The organism is Microbacterium sp. P5_B6 (assembly GCF_056400345.1).
Genome location: NZ_JBFULL010000008.1, coordinates 137,815 through 156,577 on the forward strand (window position 1 = coordinate 137,815; position 18,763 = coordinate 156,577).

At 69.6% G+C, this 18,763-nt stretch carries 14 protein-coding genes; all 14 read right to left on the bottom strand.

Going from position 1 to position 18,763, the window contains the following annotated elements; all coding sequences use genetic code 11:
* Positions 1-333 precede the first annotated feature (333 nt).
* Positions 334-2,151 carry an ABC transporter ATP-binding protein gene (locus AC1DP3_RS12960; RefSeq protein ID WP_477293887.1) on the bottom strand — a complete coding sequence of 606 codons (1,818 nt, stop codon included), beginning with the start codon at positions 2,149-2,151 and terminating at the stop codon, positions 334-336.
* Positions 2,148-3,989: an ABC transporter ATP-binding protein gene (locus AC1DP3_RS12965; protein ID WP_477293889.1), complete on the bottom strand. Its 1,842-nt coding sequence runs from the start codon at positions 3,987-3,989 to the stop codon at positions 2,148-2,150. The genes AC1DP3_RS12960 and AC1DP3_RS12965 overlap by 4 nt, the downstream gene beginning before the upstream one ends.
* Positions 3,990-4,468: 479 nt before the next feature.
* Complete coding sequence (locus tag AC1DP3_RS12970; RefSeq protein ID WP_477293891.1) at positions 4,469-4,960, bottom strand: methylated-DNA--[protein]-cysteine S-methyltransferase; 492 nt, start codon at positions 4,958-4,960, stop codon at positions 4,469-4,471.
* On the bottom strand, positions 4,957-6,468 hold the full coding sequence (locus AC1DP3_RS12975) for an AlkA N-terminal domain-containing protein (RefSeq protein WP_477293893.1): 1,512 nt from the start codon (positions 6,466-6,468) through the stop codon (positions 4,957-4,959). The genes AC1DP3_RS12970 and AC1DP3_RS12975 overlap by 4 nt, the downstream gene beginning before the upstream one ends.
* Before the next feature lie 208 nt (positions 6,469-6,676).
* Complete coding sequence (locus AC1DP3_RS12980) at positions 6,677-8,725, bottom strand: hypothetical protein (RefSeq protein ID WP_477293895.1); 2,049 nt, start codon at positions 8,723-8,725, stop codon at positions 6,677-6,679.
* A 65-nt stretch (positions 8,726-8,790) separates the two neighbouring features.
* On the bottom strand, positions 8,791-9,870 hold the full coding sequence (locus AC1DP3_RS12985; RefSeq protein WP_477293897.1) for a glycoside hydrolase family 130 protein: 1,080 nt from the start codon (positions 9,868-9,870) through the stop codon (positions 8,791-8,793).
* On the bottom strand, positions 9,867-10,706 hold the full coding sequence (locus tag AC1DP3_RS12990) for a carbohydrate ABC transporter permease (RefSeq protein ID WP_477293899.1): 840 nt from the start codon (positions 10,704-10,706) through the stop codon (positions 9,867-9,869). Before AC1DP3_RS12990 ends, AC1DP3_RS12985 begins: the two co-directional genes overlap by 4 nt.
* Positions 10,703-11,692 carry a carbohydrate ABC transporter permease gene (locus tag AC1DP3_RS12995; RefSeq protein ID WP_477293901.1) on the bottom strand — a complete coding sequence of 330 codons (990 nt, stop codon included), beginning with the start codon at positions 11,690-11,692 and terminating at the stop codon, positions 10,703-10,705. Before AC1DP3_RS12995 ends, AC1DP3_RS12990 begins: the two co-directional genes overlap by 4 nt.
* Before the next feature lies 1 nt (position 11,693).
* Positions 11,694-12,983: an extracellular solute-binding protein gene (locus tag AC1DP3_RS13000; RefSeq protein ID WP_477293903.1), complete on the bottom strand. Its 1,290-nt coding sequence runs from the start codon at positions 12,981-12,983 to the stop codon at positions 11,694-11,696.
* Between the two features lie 13 nt (positions 12,984-12,996).
* Positions 12,997-14,040: a LacI family DNA-binding transcriptional regulator gene (locus tag AC1DP3_RS13005; protein WP_477293905.1), complete on the bottom strand. Its 1,044-nt coding sequence runs from the start codon at positions 14,038-14,040 to the stop codon at positions 12,997-12,999.
* Positions 14,041-14,229: 189 nt separating this feature from the next.
* Complete coding sequence (purH, locus tag AC1DP3_RS13010; RefSeq protein ID WP_477293907.1) at positions 14,230-15,834, bottom strand: bifunctional phosphoribosylaminoimidazolecarboxamide formyltransferase/IMP cyclohydrolase; 1,605 nt, start codon at positions 15,832-15,834, stop codon at positions 14,230-14,232.
* A gap of 61 nt (positions 15,835-15,895) precedes the next feature.
* Positions 15,896-16,504 (bottom strand): phosphoribosylglycinamide formyltransferase, encoded by a 609-nt coding sequence (gene purN, locus AC1DP3_RS13015; RefSeq protein ID WP_477293909.1) that lies wholly within the window; start codon positions 16,502-16,504, stop codon positions 15,896-15,898.
* A 4-nt stretch (positions 16,505-16,508) separates the two neighbouring features.
* Complete coding sequence (locus AC1DP3_RS13020) at positions 16,509-18,251, bottom strand: cell division protein PerM (protein ID WP_477293910.1); 1,743 nt, start codon at positions 18,249-18,251, stop codon at positions 16,509-16,511.
* Positions 18,252-18,318: 67 nt separating this feature from the next.
* A complete protein-coding gene (locus AC1DP3_RS13025; RefSeq protein ID WP_477293912.1) occupies positions 18,319-18,759 on the bottom strand; it encodes a nitroreductase family deazaflavin-dependent oxidoreductase in 441 nt (146 codons plus the stop codon).
* Positions 18,760-18,763 lie beyond the last annotated feature (4 nt).

Genomic DNA, 18,763 nt, shown 5'->3' on the forward strand with positions numbered 1-18,763 from the left:
ATGACGGATGCGGCCACCCGGCGGAAGCGCCGGAGCGGCATCCGTCGTCCTGTCCGATCTGAGTGATGCGGGACGTTCGCGCGTATGTGCCTGTCACCCCTCGGCCGCAGGACGAGCGTCGGAAGATTCAGCGTTCGTCGGAACAATCGCGCCGAATCCTCCGACAAAGGCCCCTATCTCCGACCGCGGTGTCGCGAAAGGGTGGTTGGCGGGCGGACGGAGGACGGATGCCGCGACCCGGCGCCGAGCGCGGGCACCGAAGGACGAAGGACGGATGCCGCGACCCGCCGCAGAGCGCGGGCGCGGCATCCGACATTCCTGTCTGAACCCTGGCTACACGAGCGACTCGCGCCAGGCGGCGTGGAGCTGCGCGAACTTGCCGGTGCCGCCGATGAGGTTGCTCGGGGTGTCGTCCTCGATGATGCGCCCGTGCTCCATGACCAGCACCCGGTCTGCGATCGCGACCGTCGAGAGGCGGTGCGCGATGATGATCGCGGTGCGGTCGGCGAGCAGCGACTGAAGGGCCTCCTGGATCAGACGCTCGGACGGGATGTCGAGCGACGCGGTCGCCTCGTCGAGGATGAGCACCGCCGGATCGGCGAGGAACGCGCGCGCGAACGAGATCAGCTGGCGCTGACCGGCAGACACGCGGCCGCCGCGCTTGTTGACGTCGGTGTCATAGCCGTCCGGCAGCGCCTCGATGAAGTCGTGCGCACCGACAGCGCGGGCAGCGCCGATGATCTCGTCGAGCGTCGCGTCGGGGTTTCCGAGTGCGATATTGTCGGCCACCGAGCCGCTGAAGAGATACGCCTCCTGCGTCACCATGACGATCGCGCGGCGGAGATCCTTCGGGTGCAGCGATCTCAGATCGATGCCGTCGAGCAGCACCCGCCCGTCGGTCGGATCGTAGAACCGCGACACGAGCTTGGCCAGGGTCGACTTGCCGGCACCCGTCGTTCCGACCAGCGCGATCGTCTGGCCGGCAGGGATGTCGAGGGTGAAGTTCGGCAGCACCGTCCGGTCGCCGCCGTACCCGAAGGTGACCGCGTCGAACCGCAGATGCCCGCGGGCGGTCCACAGGTCGACAGGGGCGATGGGATCGGGAACGGTGGGCTCCTCCTCGAGGACTCCGGACACCTTCTCGAGCGCCGCCGTGGCCGACTGGTACGAGTTGAGGAAGAACGCGACCTCCTGCATCGGCGAGAAGAAGTTGCGCACGTAGACGACGGCCGCGAGGAGCGTGCCGACGGCGAGAGCGCCGCCGGCGACGCGCACCGAGCCCCACAGGAGCACCCCGGCCATCGCGACCGACGCGATCGCCATGAGCCCCGGCTCGAAGGTTCCGAAGAGGCGGATCGAGCGCAGGTTGACATCGCGGTACTGGCCGGACAGCTCGCCGAACTGCTCATCGTTGCGGGGCTCTTTGCGGAAGGCCTTGACCGCTCGGATGCCGGTCATAGTCTCCACGAAGTGCACGATGACCTTCGCACTGACCACGCGGGACTGCCGGTAGGCCTGCTGCGACCTCGTGTAGAACCACCGCATGAGCAGAGCGAGCGGCACGCCCGAGACGAGGAGGATGACACCCGACTGCCAGTCGATCAGGAGCAGCGCGATGAGGGTGAAGCCGCCGTACAGAACGCCCGACACGAGCTCGTTGAGTCCGCCGTCCAGGAGCTCCTTGATCGAGTCGAGGTCGCTCGTCTGGCGCGAGATGATGCGCCCCGACGTGTACGACTCGTGGAACTCGAGGCTCAGCCGCTGCGTGTGCAGGAAGATCCGCTTGCGAAGGTCGAGCATGACAGCCTGCGTGAGACGGGCCGCGACGACGACGTACCAGCCGATGAGGGCCGCCCCGCCGAGTGCCGCCGTGAGGTAGACCGAGACCACCATGATGGTCGGCATCCAATCGCCCTCTTCGGCGACCGCCGGAAGCGCCGTGTTGATGCCGAACGCGATCAGCGCGGGGCCCGCGACCCGGAGGATCGTCGAGACGACGAGCACGGTGGCGGCCAGGACGAGCTGCCAGCGCAGCGTTCCGACGAGCGAACCCAGCAGTCGCAGCGAGCGGCGGCGGATCTGCCGGCTCTCTTCGCTGGTGTAGTCCGAGCGGTCTTCGCCGCTCGTCCCAGTGACGGTTGCCGTGGTCACGGGGTCACCTCCTTCTCGCGCAGGGCTTCAGACCCGGCGCCGGCCTCTTGGGCCTCTTTCGCTTCGAGACTCGATATGACGTGGCGATAGTGCTCGCTGGTGCGCAGCAGCTCGGAGTGCGCGCCGACCGCCGTGATGCGCCCGGCCTCGAGAAGCGCGACCCTGTCGGCGAGCGCCACCGTCGACGGGCGGTGCGCGACGATCAGCGCCGTCGTCTCGGCGAGTACTTCGCGCAGCGCTTCTTCGACGAGCGCCTCGGTGTCGACGTCGAGCGCCGACAGCGGGTCGTCGAGCACGAGCACCGCCGGCTTGGCCGCGACGGCCCGCGCGAGGGCGAGGCGCTGGCGCTGACCGCCCGAGAGCGAGAGCCCCTCCTCGCCGATGACGGTGTCGGCGCCGTCCGGGAGGTCGTGGACGAAGTGCGCCTGCGCCACGGCGAGCGCCTCGCGCAGCGCCTCATTTGCTTCGGGGCTCCCCGGCTCGAGGTCCTCCCGCCCGAGCAGCACGTTGTCGCGCACCGACGACGAGAAGAGCGTCGCATCCTCGAACGCCATCGACACGTGTCTGCGCAGCTCCGCCAGGGTGAGGTCGCGGATGTCGACGCCGTCGAGCGTGACGCGTCCTCCTGTGACGTCGTACAGCCGCGCCGGCAGGGTCGTCAGCGTCGTCTTGCCCGAGCCGGTGAGCCCCACCAGCGCCATCGTCTCGCCGGGACGCAGCACGAGGTCGATCCCGTCGAGCAGGTCGCGCTGGGATGCCGGGGCATCCTGATAGCGGAAGTGCACGCCTTCGAACACCAGCGCACCATGCGGCTCGGCGATCGTCAGCGGCTCGGCGGGGTCCGAGATCGTGTTCTGCTCGTCGAAGACCTCGAAGATCCGGTCGGTGGCCGTGCGCGCATCGAGGAGGAAGGAGAAGAGGAACCCGATCGACTCCATGGGCCAGCGCAGGACCGTGGCCATCGCGAAGAACGCGAACAGCTCGGCGACGGTGAGCTGACCCGCGAGGTTGAGCAGGATGCCGGCGGCCAGGCACAGCGCGAACGCGACATCGGGACCCAGCACGAGCCAGAACCAGATGACTCCGATCGCGCGGGCCTTGCCGAGCTCGGTCTCGCGCAGGGTCTCGGCCTGCGAGGCGAACTTGCGCAGCGCATACTTGCCGCGCCCGAACGCCTTGAGCACGCGGATGCCGTGAACGCTCTCTTCGACGGCCGTCGCCAGGTCGCCCGCCTGGTCCTGGCTCTTGCGCGCGAGCGCGCCGTACCGCTTCTCGAAGCGGTAGCCGGCGTACCAGAGCGGCAGCGAGCACGCGAGGAAGATCGTCCCGAGCACCCAGTGCCAGCGGAACAGGATGAGCGAACCGATGACGATGGTGATGAGGTTGACCAGCAGCAGCACGATGCCGAAGGCGAGCCAGCGGCGGATGAGACTGATGTCCTGCATCATCCGGCTGAGGAGCTGCCCCGACTGCCAGCGATCGTGGAACGACACGGGCAGGCGCTGCAGGCGCTCGTAGAAGCCCGTGCGCAGCTGGTACTCGACGCGCGTCGACGGGGTCAGCACGAACCAGCGGCGCGCCCACACCAGGCCGGCCTCGGCGAGGCCGAGGGCGAGCACGATGGCGGCCCCGAGGACGATCTGACCGATGTCGCCCGAGGCGATCGGACCTGCGACGACCACCTCGAGGACGAGCGGGATGCTGAGCGCGACGAGGCTCGCGGCGAGTGCGCTGAGCATGCCGAGGATGAGCCGGCCCATGACCGGCTTCGTGTACGGAAGAAGCCGCGACAGCGCGCGAGCGGTCGAGACCTGAGAAGAGGCAGCAGTGGAAGTCATGATCCTTGTGGAGGTGACGGATGCCGCGACACCGCGGCGGAACAGCGAGGAGCGCCAGGGCGCAAAGAGGAGGCCGGTTTACCCGGTCTGTCGAAGGGAACGCTGACGGATCCGGCGGTATGCCGGATCTGCGAGGCGGTTAACTGCGCGTGCGCTCGACGACGGGGCTGCCCTTGCCGGACGGGACCTCAGGAGAGAGGACAGCCGGCTGGTTGGCGATGACGGCCTGGTACATGGCTTCCTCCTCAGATCACGGGGCTCCGCGCAATCGGCGCGACAGCCCTCCAGACTAGACCTGAGAGTCTGCTGAGTGCAACCGCTTCGATCGCGACGCCGGCCGCATCCCCCGCCCGGGACTCGCGAACCCATGAGTTGTTCCCGAAACCATGCGGAACAGCTCATGGGTTCGGTGATATTTCATGGGTTCGCGAGTCGCAGGGGGAGGTGACGGGTCAGGAGTCTCGCGGGCGAGCAGCGCGTCACGCTTCGCGCGCGAGCAGCGAGCGCTTGACGTCCAGCCCCCAGGCGAAACCACCGAGCGACCCGTCGGTGCGCAGCACGCGGTGGCACGGCACGAACAGCGCCGGGGCGTTGCGTGCGCAGATGGATGCCGCTGCCCGCACCGCGCTCGGCTGCCCGAGTGCGGCGGCGAACCCGGCATAGCTCAGCGGTGCGCCGGGCGCGATGGCGCGAAGCGCGCTCCAGCCCGCGAGCTGCATGTCCGTGCCGCTCTGAGCGACCTCGATGCCGTCGATCGCGCTGAGGTCGCCGTCGTAGTACGCGCGGGCGGCGGAGGCGGCATCCGTCTCTCCGGCGAAGATCGTGGACGGGCGAAGACGCGCTCCGATGCGGGCGAGGGCAGCCTCGGGGTCGGCAGTCCAGCCGGAGGCCAGCACGCGGCCACGGTCGTCGGCGACGATCGTGAAGGCCCCGTCGGGGGTGTCGATGGTCTGGATGGTGGCGGTGCTCATGTCGTCTCCTGAAGCTGGGCGGGATCGAGTGCGCGGCGCGGCCGCTTCGTGGGGGCGGCCGCCCAGAGGTGCGCGGTCAGATAGCTGCGCCAGGGCGCGGTGCGGGCAGCCCAGGCGGTGAGTCCGGCGGGATCGGAGGGGATGCCGGCTGCCGCGGCGCCCGCGCGCGCGGCGACATCGCCTGGCAGCACGATGTCGGGGTCGCCGAGCACCCGCATGCGGACGTAGTCGGCCGTCCACGGGCCGATGCCGGGCATGGCGAGCAGCGCTGCCCGCTGGGTCGGACCGTCGTCGCCGGTCGTCAGCGTCAGGCTGCCGTCAGCGAGCGCCGCCGCCGCGCCGATCAGTGACCGGGTGCGGGCCGCCGGACCGCGGAGCACCTCATGTCCGCGCTCGGCGATCGCGGCCATCGTGGGGAAGAGCACGCTCGCACCCTCAAAACCCTCGATCCGCTCCCCCAGCGCCTCGGTCAGCGCGGTGAGCGCGGTGCGGGCGGCCGAGACCGTGATCTGCTGGCCGACCATCGCGCGGATGAGCATCTCGTGCGGGTCGATCGCGCCGGGGACGCGAATACCCGGGGTGCGGGCGACGAGCGGCGCGAGCTCGGGATGCCGCGCGAGCGCCTCGTCGACGGCGATGGGGTCGGCATCCAGGTCGAAGAGCCGCCGAGCGCGCGCCACGACGGCCGGCAGATCGCGGAGCGCGGTGAGCTTCGCGCGCAGGCGCAGCCGTCCGGTCTCGTCGAGCCGCAGCTCGAACCATGCCGGGCCTCCGTCGAGCCGCAGCGCGCGAGCGAAGGAGGTGGGTGTGGCCGTCTCCATTCCGGGAATGACGCGGGCGATCATCCACGCGAAGAGCCCATCAGCGTCGAGGGGGCCGCGGTGAGGCAGGACGAGGTCGATGGATCCCGGTGCCTCTCCTGCTCCGGATGCCGGGCGCCGGCGCCGCGCGCGAACCTCGAGCGGCGGCATCCCGAACACCTCGCGGATGGTCTCGTTGAACTGCCGGACGCTGGCGAACCCGGCGGAGAAGGCGACGTCGGCCGCCGGGAGATCGGTGCCGACGAGGAGCATGCGGGCGGTGTGGGCGCGATGCGCGCGGCTCAGCGCGAGGGGCCCGGCACCGAGTTCGGCCGTGAGGAGACGTGTGAGGTGCCGAGTCGAGTAACCCAGCCGATGGGCGAGCCCCGTCACACCCTCGCGCTCGACGACGCCGTCGGCGATGAGGCGCATCGCTCGAGCTGTCGTGTCGCCGCGGATGTTCCAGGCGGGCGACCCGGGCGCCGCCTCGGGGAGGCATCGCTTGCACGCGCGGTAGCCCGCTTCGTGCGCGGCGGCGCTCGTGGCGTAGAACGTCACGTTGGATTCCTTCGGCGTGCGAGCCGGGCAGCTGGGCCGGCAGTAGATGCCGGTCGAGCGCACTGCTGTCACGAACTGCCCGTCGAACCGCGGATCGCGTGACCGGATCACGCTGTACCGCTCGTCGAAGCCGGTGACGGGACTGCTCATGACGACTAGCCTGACACGCCGCGTCCCCCCGCTCTAGCGGAAATCGGACACGGCTGTGGGCATCCGTCATCCGCCGCCGTGTTCGTCCGCAGCGCACTCTGTCGCCGAGTGAGTGGCTTGTTCCCGTTGAGAACGTGCACGCTCGGCGACAGAGCGCTCTGTCGACAGACGAAGGCAGGGATGAAGGGGCTGCGGGACCACCGCGGACTCAGCGCTGGATGATGGCGAACCCTCCGACGGGGAGGACGACCGTGCGCTGGCCCTGGATGTCGAAACCTCTGACGAGCATTCCGTCGGCGCCGTACACCTCGACATGCGCGTCCGTGCCGTTCTCGCCCACCGAGGTCGGCTGGGGCGACGGCGCGGCCGAGTGCACGAGCTCCGTCCGGCCTCCCGACCCTGCGAGGACGAGGCGCGACACGTACGGTCGCACGAGCAGCGTGTCGAGCGTGAGCGTGCCGCTGTCCACCGTGACGTTCAGGTCGGCCCGATCGCCGGCGACAGCACGCGAGAGCTGCCGCGGCAGGAGCACGCCGGGGGCCGGCGAGATCCCCTGCTCGGGCGCGGACTCGGACAGCGATCCGATCGGACGATTCTTGGATGTCCATCTCGACGTGCTCGACGAGCCCGGCGCCGACCAGACGACGGGCTCGACCCAGCGCGAGCCGGCGTCCGTTCCGAGGTCGAACGTCGCGTTCTGCCCGGCCGCAAGTCGCAGCGCGCTGCCCGACCAGCTCGATTCGCCCGTCCACGACTCCGGGGTGAAGACGGTGCCGTTGTGCGCGGCCGTCTCGGCCTCCACGACGCGCAGGCCCGCCCGCTCCTCGATCGTCGCGACGGTGCGAGCGCGGTCTCCGAGCCCGGGATGCCCGTCGAGTGCGATCATCGTCAGCAGCCCGTGGATCGTGCTCTCCGCCCCGCTGTTGCGGTTGACCGTTCCGTCGGGCTGGAGTCCGTCGTAGGTGACGCCCGTCGCCGGGTCGTACATGACGGCGCCCGAACGGTTCGCGCCGAAGAACCACGCCGCCTGGATCGCGGCGAGATCGGCGAAGCCGTCGGACCCGCTGGCCTCGGCGACGGCCAGCAGCGACTGGACTCGCGAGTCTGCACCGTACGCGATCTGCACGCGGTCGGTCGGGCTCGGGAACCACCCGTTGTCGGGTCCGCCGGCCGTGATCAGCGTGGGGGTGAAGAGAGCGGAGTCACGCACGGCGGGGGCCGCGAGCGAGCTGTCGTGGAGGGCGACGGATGCCTCGGCCAGCGCCGCCGGCATCTGCGAGCCCCACGCGTGCCACATGCTGCGCGACTGCGCCCACGGCAGGATCGCTCCGTACGGCCAGGAGCGCTCGTCGCCCGCCGACATCGCCGCGATCCCCTCCGCAAGCTGACGAAGCGCGGTCGCAGCGACAGCGTCGCTCGGCTTCGACTCGACCCGGGCGGCGAGGCCGAGAGCAGCCTCAGCCGAGGCATCCGCTCCATCGACGATCAGCCATGCCGGCACTCTCATGCCGTCCGACACGGCCCACTCGCCGTAGCGCACGAGCACCTGGCGGTTCAACGCGTCGACCGACAGCGCGAGTCGCTGCTCGAGGAAGGCGGCGAACTCGGGCGATTCGTCGGCGAACGCGGCATAGCCCTCGCCGAGAGCCCAGATCGTGCGCGCGAGCCAGTAGCTCGGGCCGGAGTCCGAGGGATCGGGCAGCTCGACGGGCACCGCGGAAGGGGTCAGCGTGCCGTCGGCCTGCATCCAGAGCACGACGTTTCCGGCGTTCGGGCCTTCGGCGGTCTGGAGGTAGGTGATCGTGCGCAGCAGCTCGTAGGCGGTGTCGCGGCTCGTGTCAGAGCCGGTCAGCCGCCAGTGGCGGAGATACACCACCGCTGCCCGCGCGATGTCGTCGGCGTTGTAGGCGCCCTGATTCCAGTAGCCGGTCGCGGTGTTGAACCCTCCTCCGCCGACCCGCTCGAAGGCGCCCCCGGCGCGTGCGTCCGCGTACGTCCACGGGGCGACGAGGGTCGGCTCCTCCTCGAGCCGATACGTCGTGTGGCCCGCGACGTCCTGCGGAGGCGTCGCCTCATCCAGCAGGAAGTTCAGGTGCGCGAGGTTCGTGAGCGGCGCGGCGTCGGTGGCCGCGGTTCGTGCGGAAGGGGCGGTGGCGGATGCCGCGACCCCAGGGGCGATCAGTGCGATGGTCAGTCCGAGGGCGGCGCCGGCCGTCAGGGCCGAGAAGCGCGCACCTCGCCGTGCGAGCAGATTCATGAGTATCGGTTCCTTCTTTGAGGGCCGGGCGAGCGGCGGTGGTGATGAGTTCTCATCGAACGAGGTCAGTCGGCGGTGCGCTCGAGCAAGGCGACCCCGATCTTCGAATCGGCCATGCCGTAGAAGACGAAATGGCGTCCCTCGATCGCCTCGATGGCCGTCGGGAAGACGACGTTGGGCACGATGCCGCTCCGCTCCTCCTCGGTCTCGGGGGCGAGGAGCGGTCGCGGCGTCCGAGCGATCACGCGGCTCGGGTCGTCGGCATCCAGGATCAGAGCACCGGCGGCGTAGTTCACGCGCGACTGCTGGCCGAATGCACCTGAGATGACACCGGTGACCCCGTGGTGGACGACGAGCCAGCCCTCGGGCACCCGCAGCGGCGGCGGCCCTCCCCCGATCTTCAGCTCCTCGAAGTCGTACTTCGGACCGGCGACGAATCGGTGCTGCTCCCAGAGGGTCAGCGCCCGCAGGTCCTGCCGCACAGCATCCAGCGGCACGTAGCTGATCCAGATCGACTGCCGGGCGTCGCGGACTCCTGCGGGCAGGCGCACACCTTGCCCCGCCCTGGTCTCGTCGAGATCCCACATGGGTCGGTGGAGCACCGCGAGCGCCGGGATGCCGTCGGGGGCGGTGACCGGCTCGGGGAAGAACACCGTGTCCTTGTTGTGGAACAGGTTCAGATCCATGTCGAGGTGGTCGTCATAGCGGAAGAGCGCGGGTCCGAGCCTCGTCCACTCGCGCAGATCGACCGAGACCGCGATCGCGGTGCGCGGGCCGAGTGGACCGAAGGCGACGTAGGTCATGACGTGCAGCCCGAGCGCCCCGATCCAGGTGACCCGCGGGTCTTCCACCCCCGCGTTGCCGACGCCCCGCTCCCACCCGCGATCGGGTGCGAGGACGACGCCCTCGCGTTCGACCGCCACCGGGATGCCGTCCTCGATCACGACACGAGCGAGGCCGACCCGCGAGACATTGCCCTCGGCCACGATTCTCGGAAGCAGATACAGCTGCCCGTCAGGGCCGCGCCCCGAGCCCGGGTTGAGCACGCCCTCCGCCTCGAGCGAGTCCGCGGCATCCGGAGTCATGATCACGCCGACACGCGTCAGCGAATACGGGATCTCCGTGCTTTCTTCGGACATGGTCATCCCTTCACTCCTGAGCCGAGGTCGTTCGAGAGGAAATACCGCTGGGTGACGAGGAACAGCACGATCGCAGGGATCGAGAGCACCACGGCGCCCGCCATCATCGCCCCGAAGGGGTTCGCCGTGGAGGCCGCGATGTTCGAGATGAAGTTCGCCAGCGAKACCGCGAGCGGCTGCATCGATGCCTCCTTGGTGATCAAGAACGGCCAGAGGAATTCGTTCCACGGGCCGATGAAGGTGAGCAGCACCACCGTCAGCAACGCCGGCCGCACCAGGGGCAGCGCGATGTTCCACAGCACYCGCAGGTCGCCGGCGCCGTCGATCCGCGCCGCGTCGAACAGCTCGCGAGGCAGCTGCAGGAAGTATTGCCGGAAGATCACCACCGCCGTCGAGCTGATGAAGAACGGCAGGATCATCCCGAGGTAGCTGTCGGCGAGCCCGAAGTCGCGGGCGATCATGACGTACAGCGGGATCATCAGCAGCTGGAACGGGACCACCTGCACGAGCAGCGCCAGGGCGAAGATCGTGCCGCGCCCGCGCCAGTGCAGGATGGCGAGGGCATACCCGGCGAGGACTCCGAAGACGACGGTGCCGATGAGCACGCCGGCGGTGAAGATCCCCGAGTTCGCCAGCCCCTGCAGCAGGTTGATCCGCGCGTTGATGTCGGCGTAGTTCTTCGTGGTCAGATTGGCCGGGTCCGGGAAGGCGCCCGCGATGGTGGGGTTCAGGACCGCCTGGAACGAGCCGACCACCATGTAGTAGAAGGGGAAGAGGAAGACCAGGGCGCCGATGCTCAGCACGATGTACTGGGCGACCTTGCTTCCGGAGACGCGCTTCATGACTCCTCACCTCCGACGAGGCGGCGCTGGATGGCCGCGATGATCAGCACCAGGATGATCAGGATGACCCCGATCGCCGCGGCGATGTCGGGATTGCCCTGCTCGATGCCCTTCTGGTACATCAGGAGCACCGGCGACGCCGACGCTCCATTGGGCCCACCGCCGCCGGTCAGCAGATAGGGCTCGGTGAAGAGGTTGGCGCCGGTGATGGTCGCCAGCAGCAGCACCAGGAGCGTCGCCGGACGGACGCCCGGGACAGTGACGGCGAAGAACTGGCGGATCTTCCCGCCGCCGTCCATCGAGACCGATTCGTACAGCTCGTTCGGAACGTTCTGCAGCGCCGACAGGTACAGCAGGATGTAGAACCCCAGCCCCTTCCACGTGACGAACAGGGCGATGGTCGGCATCGCGAGCGACGCATTCACCAGCCATGAGGGGTTCGGTGCCAGCGGCCCGAGCACGTTGTTCACCAGGCCGTTCTTGGAGAACAGGAACAGCCACACGGCGACCACGGCGACGGATGCCGTCACGAACGGGACGTAGTAGCTCACCCGGAAGAACGTCCGCGCGTGCACGATCCGGTTCAGCGCCGTCGCGAGCAGCAGGGAGAGCACGACCGTCAGCGGAACGTTGATGACGAGGAAGACCCCGACGTTGCGGAACGACTGCCACACCGCCGGATCCTGCAGCACCTGCACGTAGTTGTCGAAGCCGACGAACGCGCGCTCGACGTTCGCGCCGGGCGCCGCGAAGAAGTAGTCCTGGAACGACATCCAGACGACGAACACGATCGGGTAGGCGAAGACGACGAGCACGAAGATGATGTACGGCGCCGAGAGCAGCATCCCGATGGGATTCTCACCGAGCAGCCCTCGTCGCGAACTGCGGCTCGCCGGAGCGGCAGGGGCCTTGGCGCCCCCGCCGCGGCCCGGCCGGCCGGGGTTTCCCCCGGTCCGGCTGGCCGCGTCGGAACTGGTGACGGTCATGTCACTTTCCCGCCGCCAGCTCGTCGACCTTTTTGGCGGTGTCGGAGAGGAACGAGTCGATGTCGTTCTCACCGAAGATCACGGCCTTCGAATAGCCATCGCGGAACGCCTGCCAGATCTCGATCGAGTTCGCGACGTTCGGCACCTCGATGGTCCGCGACGCCTGATCGCCGAACTGGGAGTACGCCGGGTTCGCCTCGAAGTAGTCGGGATACGTCGTGGTCAGATCCTGCCGCAGCGGCATCTGCCCGGTCTCTTCGAGCCACTTGCCGTCCTGCTCCTCGCTCGTGGCGAACTTCAGCACCTCCCACGCTGTGCCCTTGTTCTTGCAGGCGGTGAAGAGGCCGATGTTCTTGGCGTCGCTGAAGGTGTAGGTCTCCTCGGGCGCCGTGCCCGATTCAGTCGGCACGGGGACAGCTCCCCAGTTCACCGAGTCGCCGTAGACCGAGATCGCCCACGGGCCGACGATCGCCATCGCCGAGATCCCGTCGGCGAACGAGTCGCCCTGGTACTGCTCGTTGCCGGCCAGCTTCTCGTCGTAGAGGGTCCGCCAGAAGTTGGAGACCGCCTTGCCGTTCTCATCGTTGAACGTCGCCTTGCCATCCTCGACGAGCAGCGTCCCGCCGGACTGCGCCGCGTAGAGCGGGTAGAAGTCGAACCACGACTGGAAGAACTCGCTGGTCGGAGCCGGGTTGATGGCGAACTCCGACACACCGGCCTGGACAAGGGTGCGGGAGGTCGCGAGGAAGTCGTCGTAGGTCGACAGCGCCGGGTTCTCGGGATCGAGCCCGGCCTGCTGGAACATGTCCTTGTTGTAGAAGATCATGACCGGGTTCGACTTCCAGGGCAGCTGATAGAAGTCGCCGTCCTCCGAGCGGTACTGGTCGGCGAGGTCGCCGCTGCGCTCGGTGATGTAGGAGTCACCGTCCTTGAAGTCGGAGAGATCGACGAGTCCGCCCTGCTTCTGGAAGCCGGGGACCGCGGCAGGCGACGTGTTGAAGACCAGGCACGGGGCGTTGCCCGCGGTGATCGCCGCGGTGATCGACTCCTCGCTCGAGGCTCCCGCAGGGATCTCCTGCGCCTTGATCTGCTCGTCAGGATGCTCGTCGTTCCAGGCCTTCACCATCTGCTTGCCCCAGGCGATCTCGGCCTCGTTGTTGGAGTACCAGATGGTGATGTCGCCTTTGGCTTCCAAGTCGCCGGCGGAACTGCCGCCTCCGCCCGCGCCGCAGGCGGTCAGGGCGAGGGCGGATGCTGCAGCCCCCGCGGCGATGAGAATGCGTCGTCGCATGTCGTGCTCCTTGTCATCGGCGGCGGTGGCCGCGTTCTTCGTTCGGTGCGGGACCGGTGGAGTCACGCACGGCGAGGGTCGGGGCGGGAAGGCGGACGTGCACGGGCTCCTTGCCCTCGATGGCGTCGAGGAGAGTGCGTGCGGCGACCGCCCCCCAAGCACGGGCGTCGGTGGCGACGCTCGTGAGTGCGGGATGGAGGTATCGGCCGACCTCGGTGTCGTCGAAGCCGGTGATCGAGAGGTCTCGGGGGACGACGAGGCCGCGGCGCTGCGCGACTCCCTGTCCGGCAAGCGCCATGTGGTCGTTCGAGTACACGATGGCCGTCGGAGGGTCGTTGCTCGAGAGCAGCGACTCGGTGACGGATGCCCCGGCCTCGGCGCTGAAATCGGTCTCGATCGACGCCGCTTTGACGCCCGCGTCCGCTGCGGCCGCATGGAAGGCTGTCCGGCGATGCAGGGAGTGCAGCATCCGATCCGGTCCCGCGACGTGCGCGAGCCGGTGGTGGCCCAGGCCGACGAGATGATCGACGGCGGCCCGGATGCCGCAGCCGTCGTCGACCGAAACGCTCGAGAAGGGACTCTCGATATCGGGCTCACCCAGAGTGACAGCCGCCAGGCCGAGGTCCCGCAGCAGCGCGATCCTCTCGTCGTGCGACCGCAGGTCGGTGACGATGACACCGTCCACGCGCTTGTCGGTGACGAGGCCGCGGTAGGTGACGTGCTCGTGCCGGCCGGGTGTCGCGACGGCGTGCACGAGCACCTGGTCCGACACCGAGAACTCGTCCTCGAGGCCTGCGATGAAGGAGTGGAAGAACGGGTCCGCAGCGATGACGTCCGGACTGCGGCCGATCACGAGCCCGCACGCGAAGGATCGCCCGGTGCTCAGCGATCGCGCCTGCCGGCTCGGGGTCCAGCCGAGCTCTCGGGCCGCCTCGAGGATGCGGTCACGCGTCTCGGTCGAAACTCCCGGGCGGTCGTTCAGGGCGAACGATACGAGGCCCTTGCTGACTCCGGCCCGGCGTGCGACGTCGGCGATCGTCGGCTGCGTCTGCGCCATCGGCCACCTCCACGTGAGTTCCCTCCGGGCATCGCCCGGCGAGTTCTCCGTCGACTAAACCGGTTCAGGGCACGACTCGTAACCCCCTTGCATCGCGCTCCGAACGGCGCTACGCGCGCGCAGTGCAGAACTCGCGCAGAAGGCGCACAGCCTCGGACACGCGACAGATGCCGCCGGATGCCCGGGGTGTCAGTGGAAGAAGTGGCGCTCGCCGGTGAAGAACATCGTGACCCCCGCGTCGCGAGCGGCCTCGATGACCTCGCTGTCGCGGACCGAGCCGCCGGGCTGGACGATCGCCGCGACCCCCGCGTCGATGAGCACCTGAGGTCCGTCGGCGAACGGGAAGAAGGCATCGGATGCCGCCACCGAGCCCGCCGCGCGGTCGCCGGCACGCTCGACAGCGAGACGGCACGAGTCGACGCGGTTGACCTGCCCCATCCCGATGCCGACGGTCGCGGAGTTCTTCGCGAGCACGATCGCGTTGGATTTGACGGCCCGGCAGGACTTCCAGGCGAAGATGAGGTTCTCCATGTCCTCGTCCGCCGGACGCTCCCCCGAGACGAGCTGCCAGTCCTTGGCAACCGACTCGATGTCGTCGGGGAAGCGGTCGGCATCCTGCAGCAGCAGGCCGCCCGACACGAGCCGGACGTCCATGGGCTCCTCCTGCCAGTCGGCAGGCATCTGCAGGACGCGCAGGTTCTTCTTCAGCTTGAAGACCTCGAGGGCCTCGGGCGCGAAGTCGGGGGCGATGATCACCTCGGTGAAGATGTCACGCAGGTTCTCGGCCATCTTCAGCGTTACGGTGCGGTTCGCCGCGATGACCCCGCCGAATGCAGACACGGGGTCGCACTCGTGCGCGCGCAGGTGGGCACTGGCGATCGGATCGAGCGCATTCGGTGCCGCGACGGCGATCCCGCAGGGGTTCGCGTGCTTGATGATCGCCACGGCGGGCTTCACCATGTCGAACGCGGCGCGGAGGGCGGCATCGGCATCGACGTAGTTGTTGTACGACATCTCCTTGCCCTGCAGCTGCCTGGCCTGCGCGATGCCGTGGCCGCCGGCTCGCGTGTAGATGGCCGCTCGCTGGTGGGAGTTCTCGCCGTAGCGCAGGATCGACTGGCGCTCGGCCTTGATCGTGAGGTGCTGCGGCAGGTTGGGTTGGCCGAGCGTCTGCTCGGCGAACCAGGTGGCGACCGCGCGGTCGTACTCACAGGTGTGGGCGAAGGCGCGCGCGGCCAGCTCGCGCCGCTGCGAGAGCGTCGTTCCGCCCGAGCCCAGCGCCTCGATGATGGCGGGGTACGACTCGGGGGCCACGACGATCGCGACGTTCGCAAAGTTCTTCGCGGACGCCCGGACCATCGCGGGACCGCCGATGTCGATCTGCTCGACGACGTCGTCGCCTTCCGCGCCCGAGGCGACGGTCTCGACGAACGGGTAGAGGTTCACCACGACCAGTTCGAACGGGTCGATGTGCAGCTCTGCCAGCTGGCGCTCGTGATCCTCGAGCCGGAGGTCGGCGAGCAGTCCGGCGTGCACGCCGGGGTGCAGCGTCTTGACCCGGCCGTCGAGCGACTCGGGGAATCCCGTGACGCTCGCGACGTCGACGACGGTGATGCCGGCATCCCGGATCAGCGAGGCCGAGCCGCCGGTCGACACGATCTCGACCCCGGCAGCGTCGAGCGCCTGGGCGAGCTCGAGGAGGCCCGACTTGTCGCTCACCGAGATGAGCGCGCGCCGGAGAGGCACGAGGTCGCGGTCGCGGTACAGGGACGGGTCGTGGCTGGGTCCGGCCATAAGAGGACTCCTCAGGATCGGGTCGTGCGCAGAGAGTGGGGGGATGCCGTGAAACGGCCGGTCAGGAGGGAGCGGATGCTGAGGCCGCGGCCGCTGCGAGATCGAGCTCGCCCGTCGCGATGCGGTGGACGACGTCGATCAGCAGGCGCCGCTCGACGGGCTTGATGCGCTCGTGAAGGCTGTGCAGGTCGTCGCCCGGCAGCACCGGAACGCGCTCCTGGGCGACGATCGGGCCCGTGTCGACCCCGTCGTCGACGACGATGACGCTCGCCCCCGTCTGGACGACACCCGACTCGAGAGCGTCGCGCACGGCGTGCGCCCCGGGGAACTCGGGGAGGTAGGCGGGATGCGTGTTGATGAGGCTCGGCGACCAGGCTTCCACGACGGCCGAGGGCAGCAGACGCATGAGGCCGCTCAGGACGACCAGGTCGGGCTTCCAGACCGCGAGCTGAGCGGCGAGCTCGTCACCCCACTCGTCGCGCGTGTCGAACTCGCGCCAGGGGACGAGGAATGTCGGGATGCCGTAGTCCTCGGCGTGCGCGAACCCCTCGGCTTCGCGATCGGCGCCGACGACGACGATGCGCGCGGGAAAGTCGGGGTCGGCCGCCGCGTCGAGCAGGGCCCGGAGATTGGACCCCGTACCCGAGATGAGGACGGCGACCGAGAGCACGCCCCTAGTCTAACGACGACGCTTCGCCGCCTGTGTCCGGCGGCCCCGGAAGGTCGATCGGCGCGGTGTCGGCATTCGGGTCGACACCGGTCGGCGCCGCCGATCCCGCCGGCCGGTCGGATGCCGCGGGTTCCGGCAGCGGGCGCGCGGTCGGCACTGGTGGACGCTTGGCGAATGGCGGAGGCCCCGCGACCGTTGGCGTCCCGGTCGCGGCCACCGGCGCCTCGGGCAGCGGTCCGGCCTCGGGCAGCGGCCCCGCCTCGCGYACCGGCGGCGCCTCGCGCACCGGCGCCGCCTCGCTGCCCGGCCGCAGCAGGGCGGATGCGGTCGAACCGACGGCCATCGAGGCGGGCAGCCCGGGACCGGTCGAGACGGGTTCGGGAAGGGGCGGTGGGGTGGCGAGCATGCCCTGACCGGGAGACGCGAGGGTGGTTCCCTCCTGCGGAGAGGCATCCCTCGTCGTTGCATCGTCCCCCGACATGTGACGTCGTTCCGAGGCGGACCGAGCCGACAGCAGCATGATCGCGGCACCGAGCAGGACTTCGAGACCCGCAGCGAGCGCGACCGGACCCGGGCTCGGTCCCACGTGAGCGAACCGCCCAGGGCCGAGTGATCCCGAGGCGAAGACCGCGAGCACCGCCGCAGCGCCCGCGCTCAGCGCCGCCACGGCGACCGCCACCACGAGGCGCGGCAGGAAGGGCTCCACGAGGGGATCGTCGCGACGCGGCCAGACTGTCGACGTCTCTGCCGGCGGCTCGGGGGCGCGCTGCGCCATGTGCGAGCGAGCGAGCCAGCCCGCGAACGCGCCGACGCCGATCGGGATCAGCACCACCAGCAGGAGCCACGGGCTCGACGATTCAGGGATGAGGCCGAGCGCGGGGATCCCGGGAAGCACCCCGGCCGTTGTGCCGGACGGTGAGACGGCAGTCCCCTCGCCGACCGAGAATCCCGGGCCCGTCATGAACGAGACCCCCCAGACCACGAGTGTCGGCAGATACGCGAACTGGGCGAGGGTCACCACGACCGCACCCAGCACGTCGAAGTTTCCGGCTTGATAGAGCGCGACGATGTCGCCGGCGCGCACCAGGAAGGCGACGGCGAGCGAAAGCGCGCCGGCGCCGATGAGGCCGACGACCGCCGCCGCCGAGGCGCGCACACTCACTCCGGGAACCACACCCCAGCCCCCGGGAGCATCCTCGATGCGGTCCCGAAGCCGGGCGAGCCATCCCTCGGATGCTTCACGCCATTCCGTCACGATGCCGCCCGCGAGGGCGGGGACGGCGAAGAGCAGCGTCGGAAAGAGCACGGACTGCCAGAGCGGCGCCCCGGCCACCGCATTCTGGGAAGTCGTCCCGATCAGCGAGGCGAGGACCCCCGTGACCAGCGCCGACGTGACGACCCCCACGCTCCATGCGCCGGCCCGCGACGCTCGCGTCCCGGAGCGCCAGGCGAAGATCGCCGTGAACGTGGCGAACGCGAGCGGAGCGAGCGAGAGGACGAAGGATGCCGCATCCTCGGCGACCCCCGCTTCTGCGAGGTAGTCGCCGGCCAGCGAGATCTGGAAGGGCACGAGGTGCCCGAGCTGCCAGATGACCGCACTGGCCGGCCAGAGGCTGGCCCAGTCTGCGGTGTCACCCAGAGCGAAGATCCACAGGAGCGTGAGGGGCGCCAGGGTAGCGCCGATCCCCACGGCGACCGCGATGGCGGCGTCGAACGCGGAGAGGAAGAGGACGATGAGGCGATGCATGCCCTGACGACCCTACCCAGCGTCGGGAGCCCCTCTCTGCGGACGCGCCCCGGTGCCGGGATCGGCTCTACGCCTCGATCGGCTCGAGGAGGAAGACCGCGATGAGGCGATCGGTCTTCGTCTGGTAGTTCTCGTAGTCCGGCCAGGCCTCGACGGCGCGCGCCCACCACTCGGAGCGCTCGTCGCCCGAGAGCTCGCGTGCGACATAGTCGCGCTTGGCCGCCCCGTCCTGCAGCTCGACGTGGGGGTTCTTGCGCAGGTTCCAGTACCACTGGGGCGCCTCCGGAGCTCCGCCGCGGGAGGCGACGACTGCGTAGCGCCCGTCGTGCTCGACGCGCATGAGCGCGGTCTTGCGCAGCGCCCCGGTCTTCGCCCCGACCGTCGTCAGGACGATGATCGGCTTGCCTCGCAGCAGGTTGGCCTCGGCGCCGTCGCTGGCCTCGAACGCCTCGGCCTGCTTGCGGGCCCAATCGGATGTGGACGGCGCATAGTCTCCGGTGAGTGGCATGCAG

What these genes read in the sequence shown, in the direction of transcription:
- AC1DP3_RS13025 (WP_477293912.1), bottom strand. Translation starts at nt 18,759, where the DNA reads ATGCCACTCACCGGAGACTATGCGCCGTCCACATCCGATTGGGCCCGC.
- AC1DP3_RS13000 (WP_477293903.1), bottom strand. Translation starts at nt 12,983, where the DNA reads ATGCGACGACGCATTCTCATCGCCGCGGGGGCTGCAGCATCCGCCCTC.
- AC1DP3_RS13005 (WP_477293905.1), bottom strand. Translation starts at nt 14,040, where the DNA reads ATGGCGCAGACGCAGCCGACGATCGCCGACGTCGCACGCCGGGCCGGA.
- purH (WP_477293907.1), bottom strand. Translation starts at nt 15,834, where the DNA reads ATGGCCGGACCCAGCCACGACCCGTCCCTGTACCGCGACCGCGACCTC.
- AC1DP3_RS12970 (WP_477293891.1), bottom strand. Translation starts at nt 4,960, where the DNA reads ATGAGCACCGCCACCATCCAGACCATCGACACCCCCGACGGGGCCTTC.
- AC1DP3_RS12975 (WP_477293893.1), bottom strand. Translation starts at nt 6,468, where the DNA reads ATGAGCAGTCCCGTCACCGGCTTCGACGAGCGGTACAGCGTGATCCGG.
- AC1DP3_RS12995 (WP_477293901.1), bottom strand. Translation starts at nt 11,692, where the DNA reads ATGACCGTCACCAGTTCCGACGCGGCCAGCCGGACCGGGGGAAACCCC.
- AC1DP3_RS12965 (WP_477293889.1), bottom strand. Translation starts at nt 3,989, where the DNA reads ATGACTTCCACTGCTGCCTCTTCTCAGGTCTCGACCGCTCGCGCGCTG.
- AC1DP3_RS12980 (WP_477293895.1), bottom strand. Translation starts at nt 8,725, where the DNA reads ATGAATCTGCTCGCACGGCGAGGTGCGCGCTTCTCGGCCCTGACGGCC.
- AC1DP3_RS12985 (WP_477293897.1), bottom strand. Translation starts at nt 9,870, where the DNA reads ATGACCATGTCCGAAGAAAGCACGGAGATCCCGTATTCGCTGACGCGT.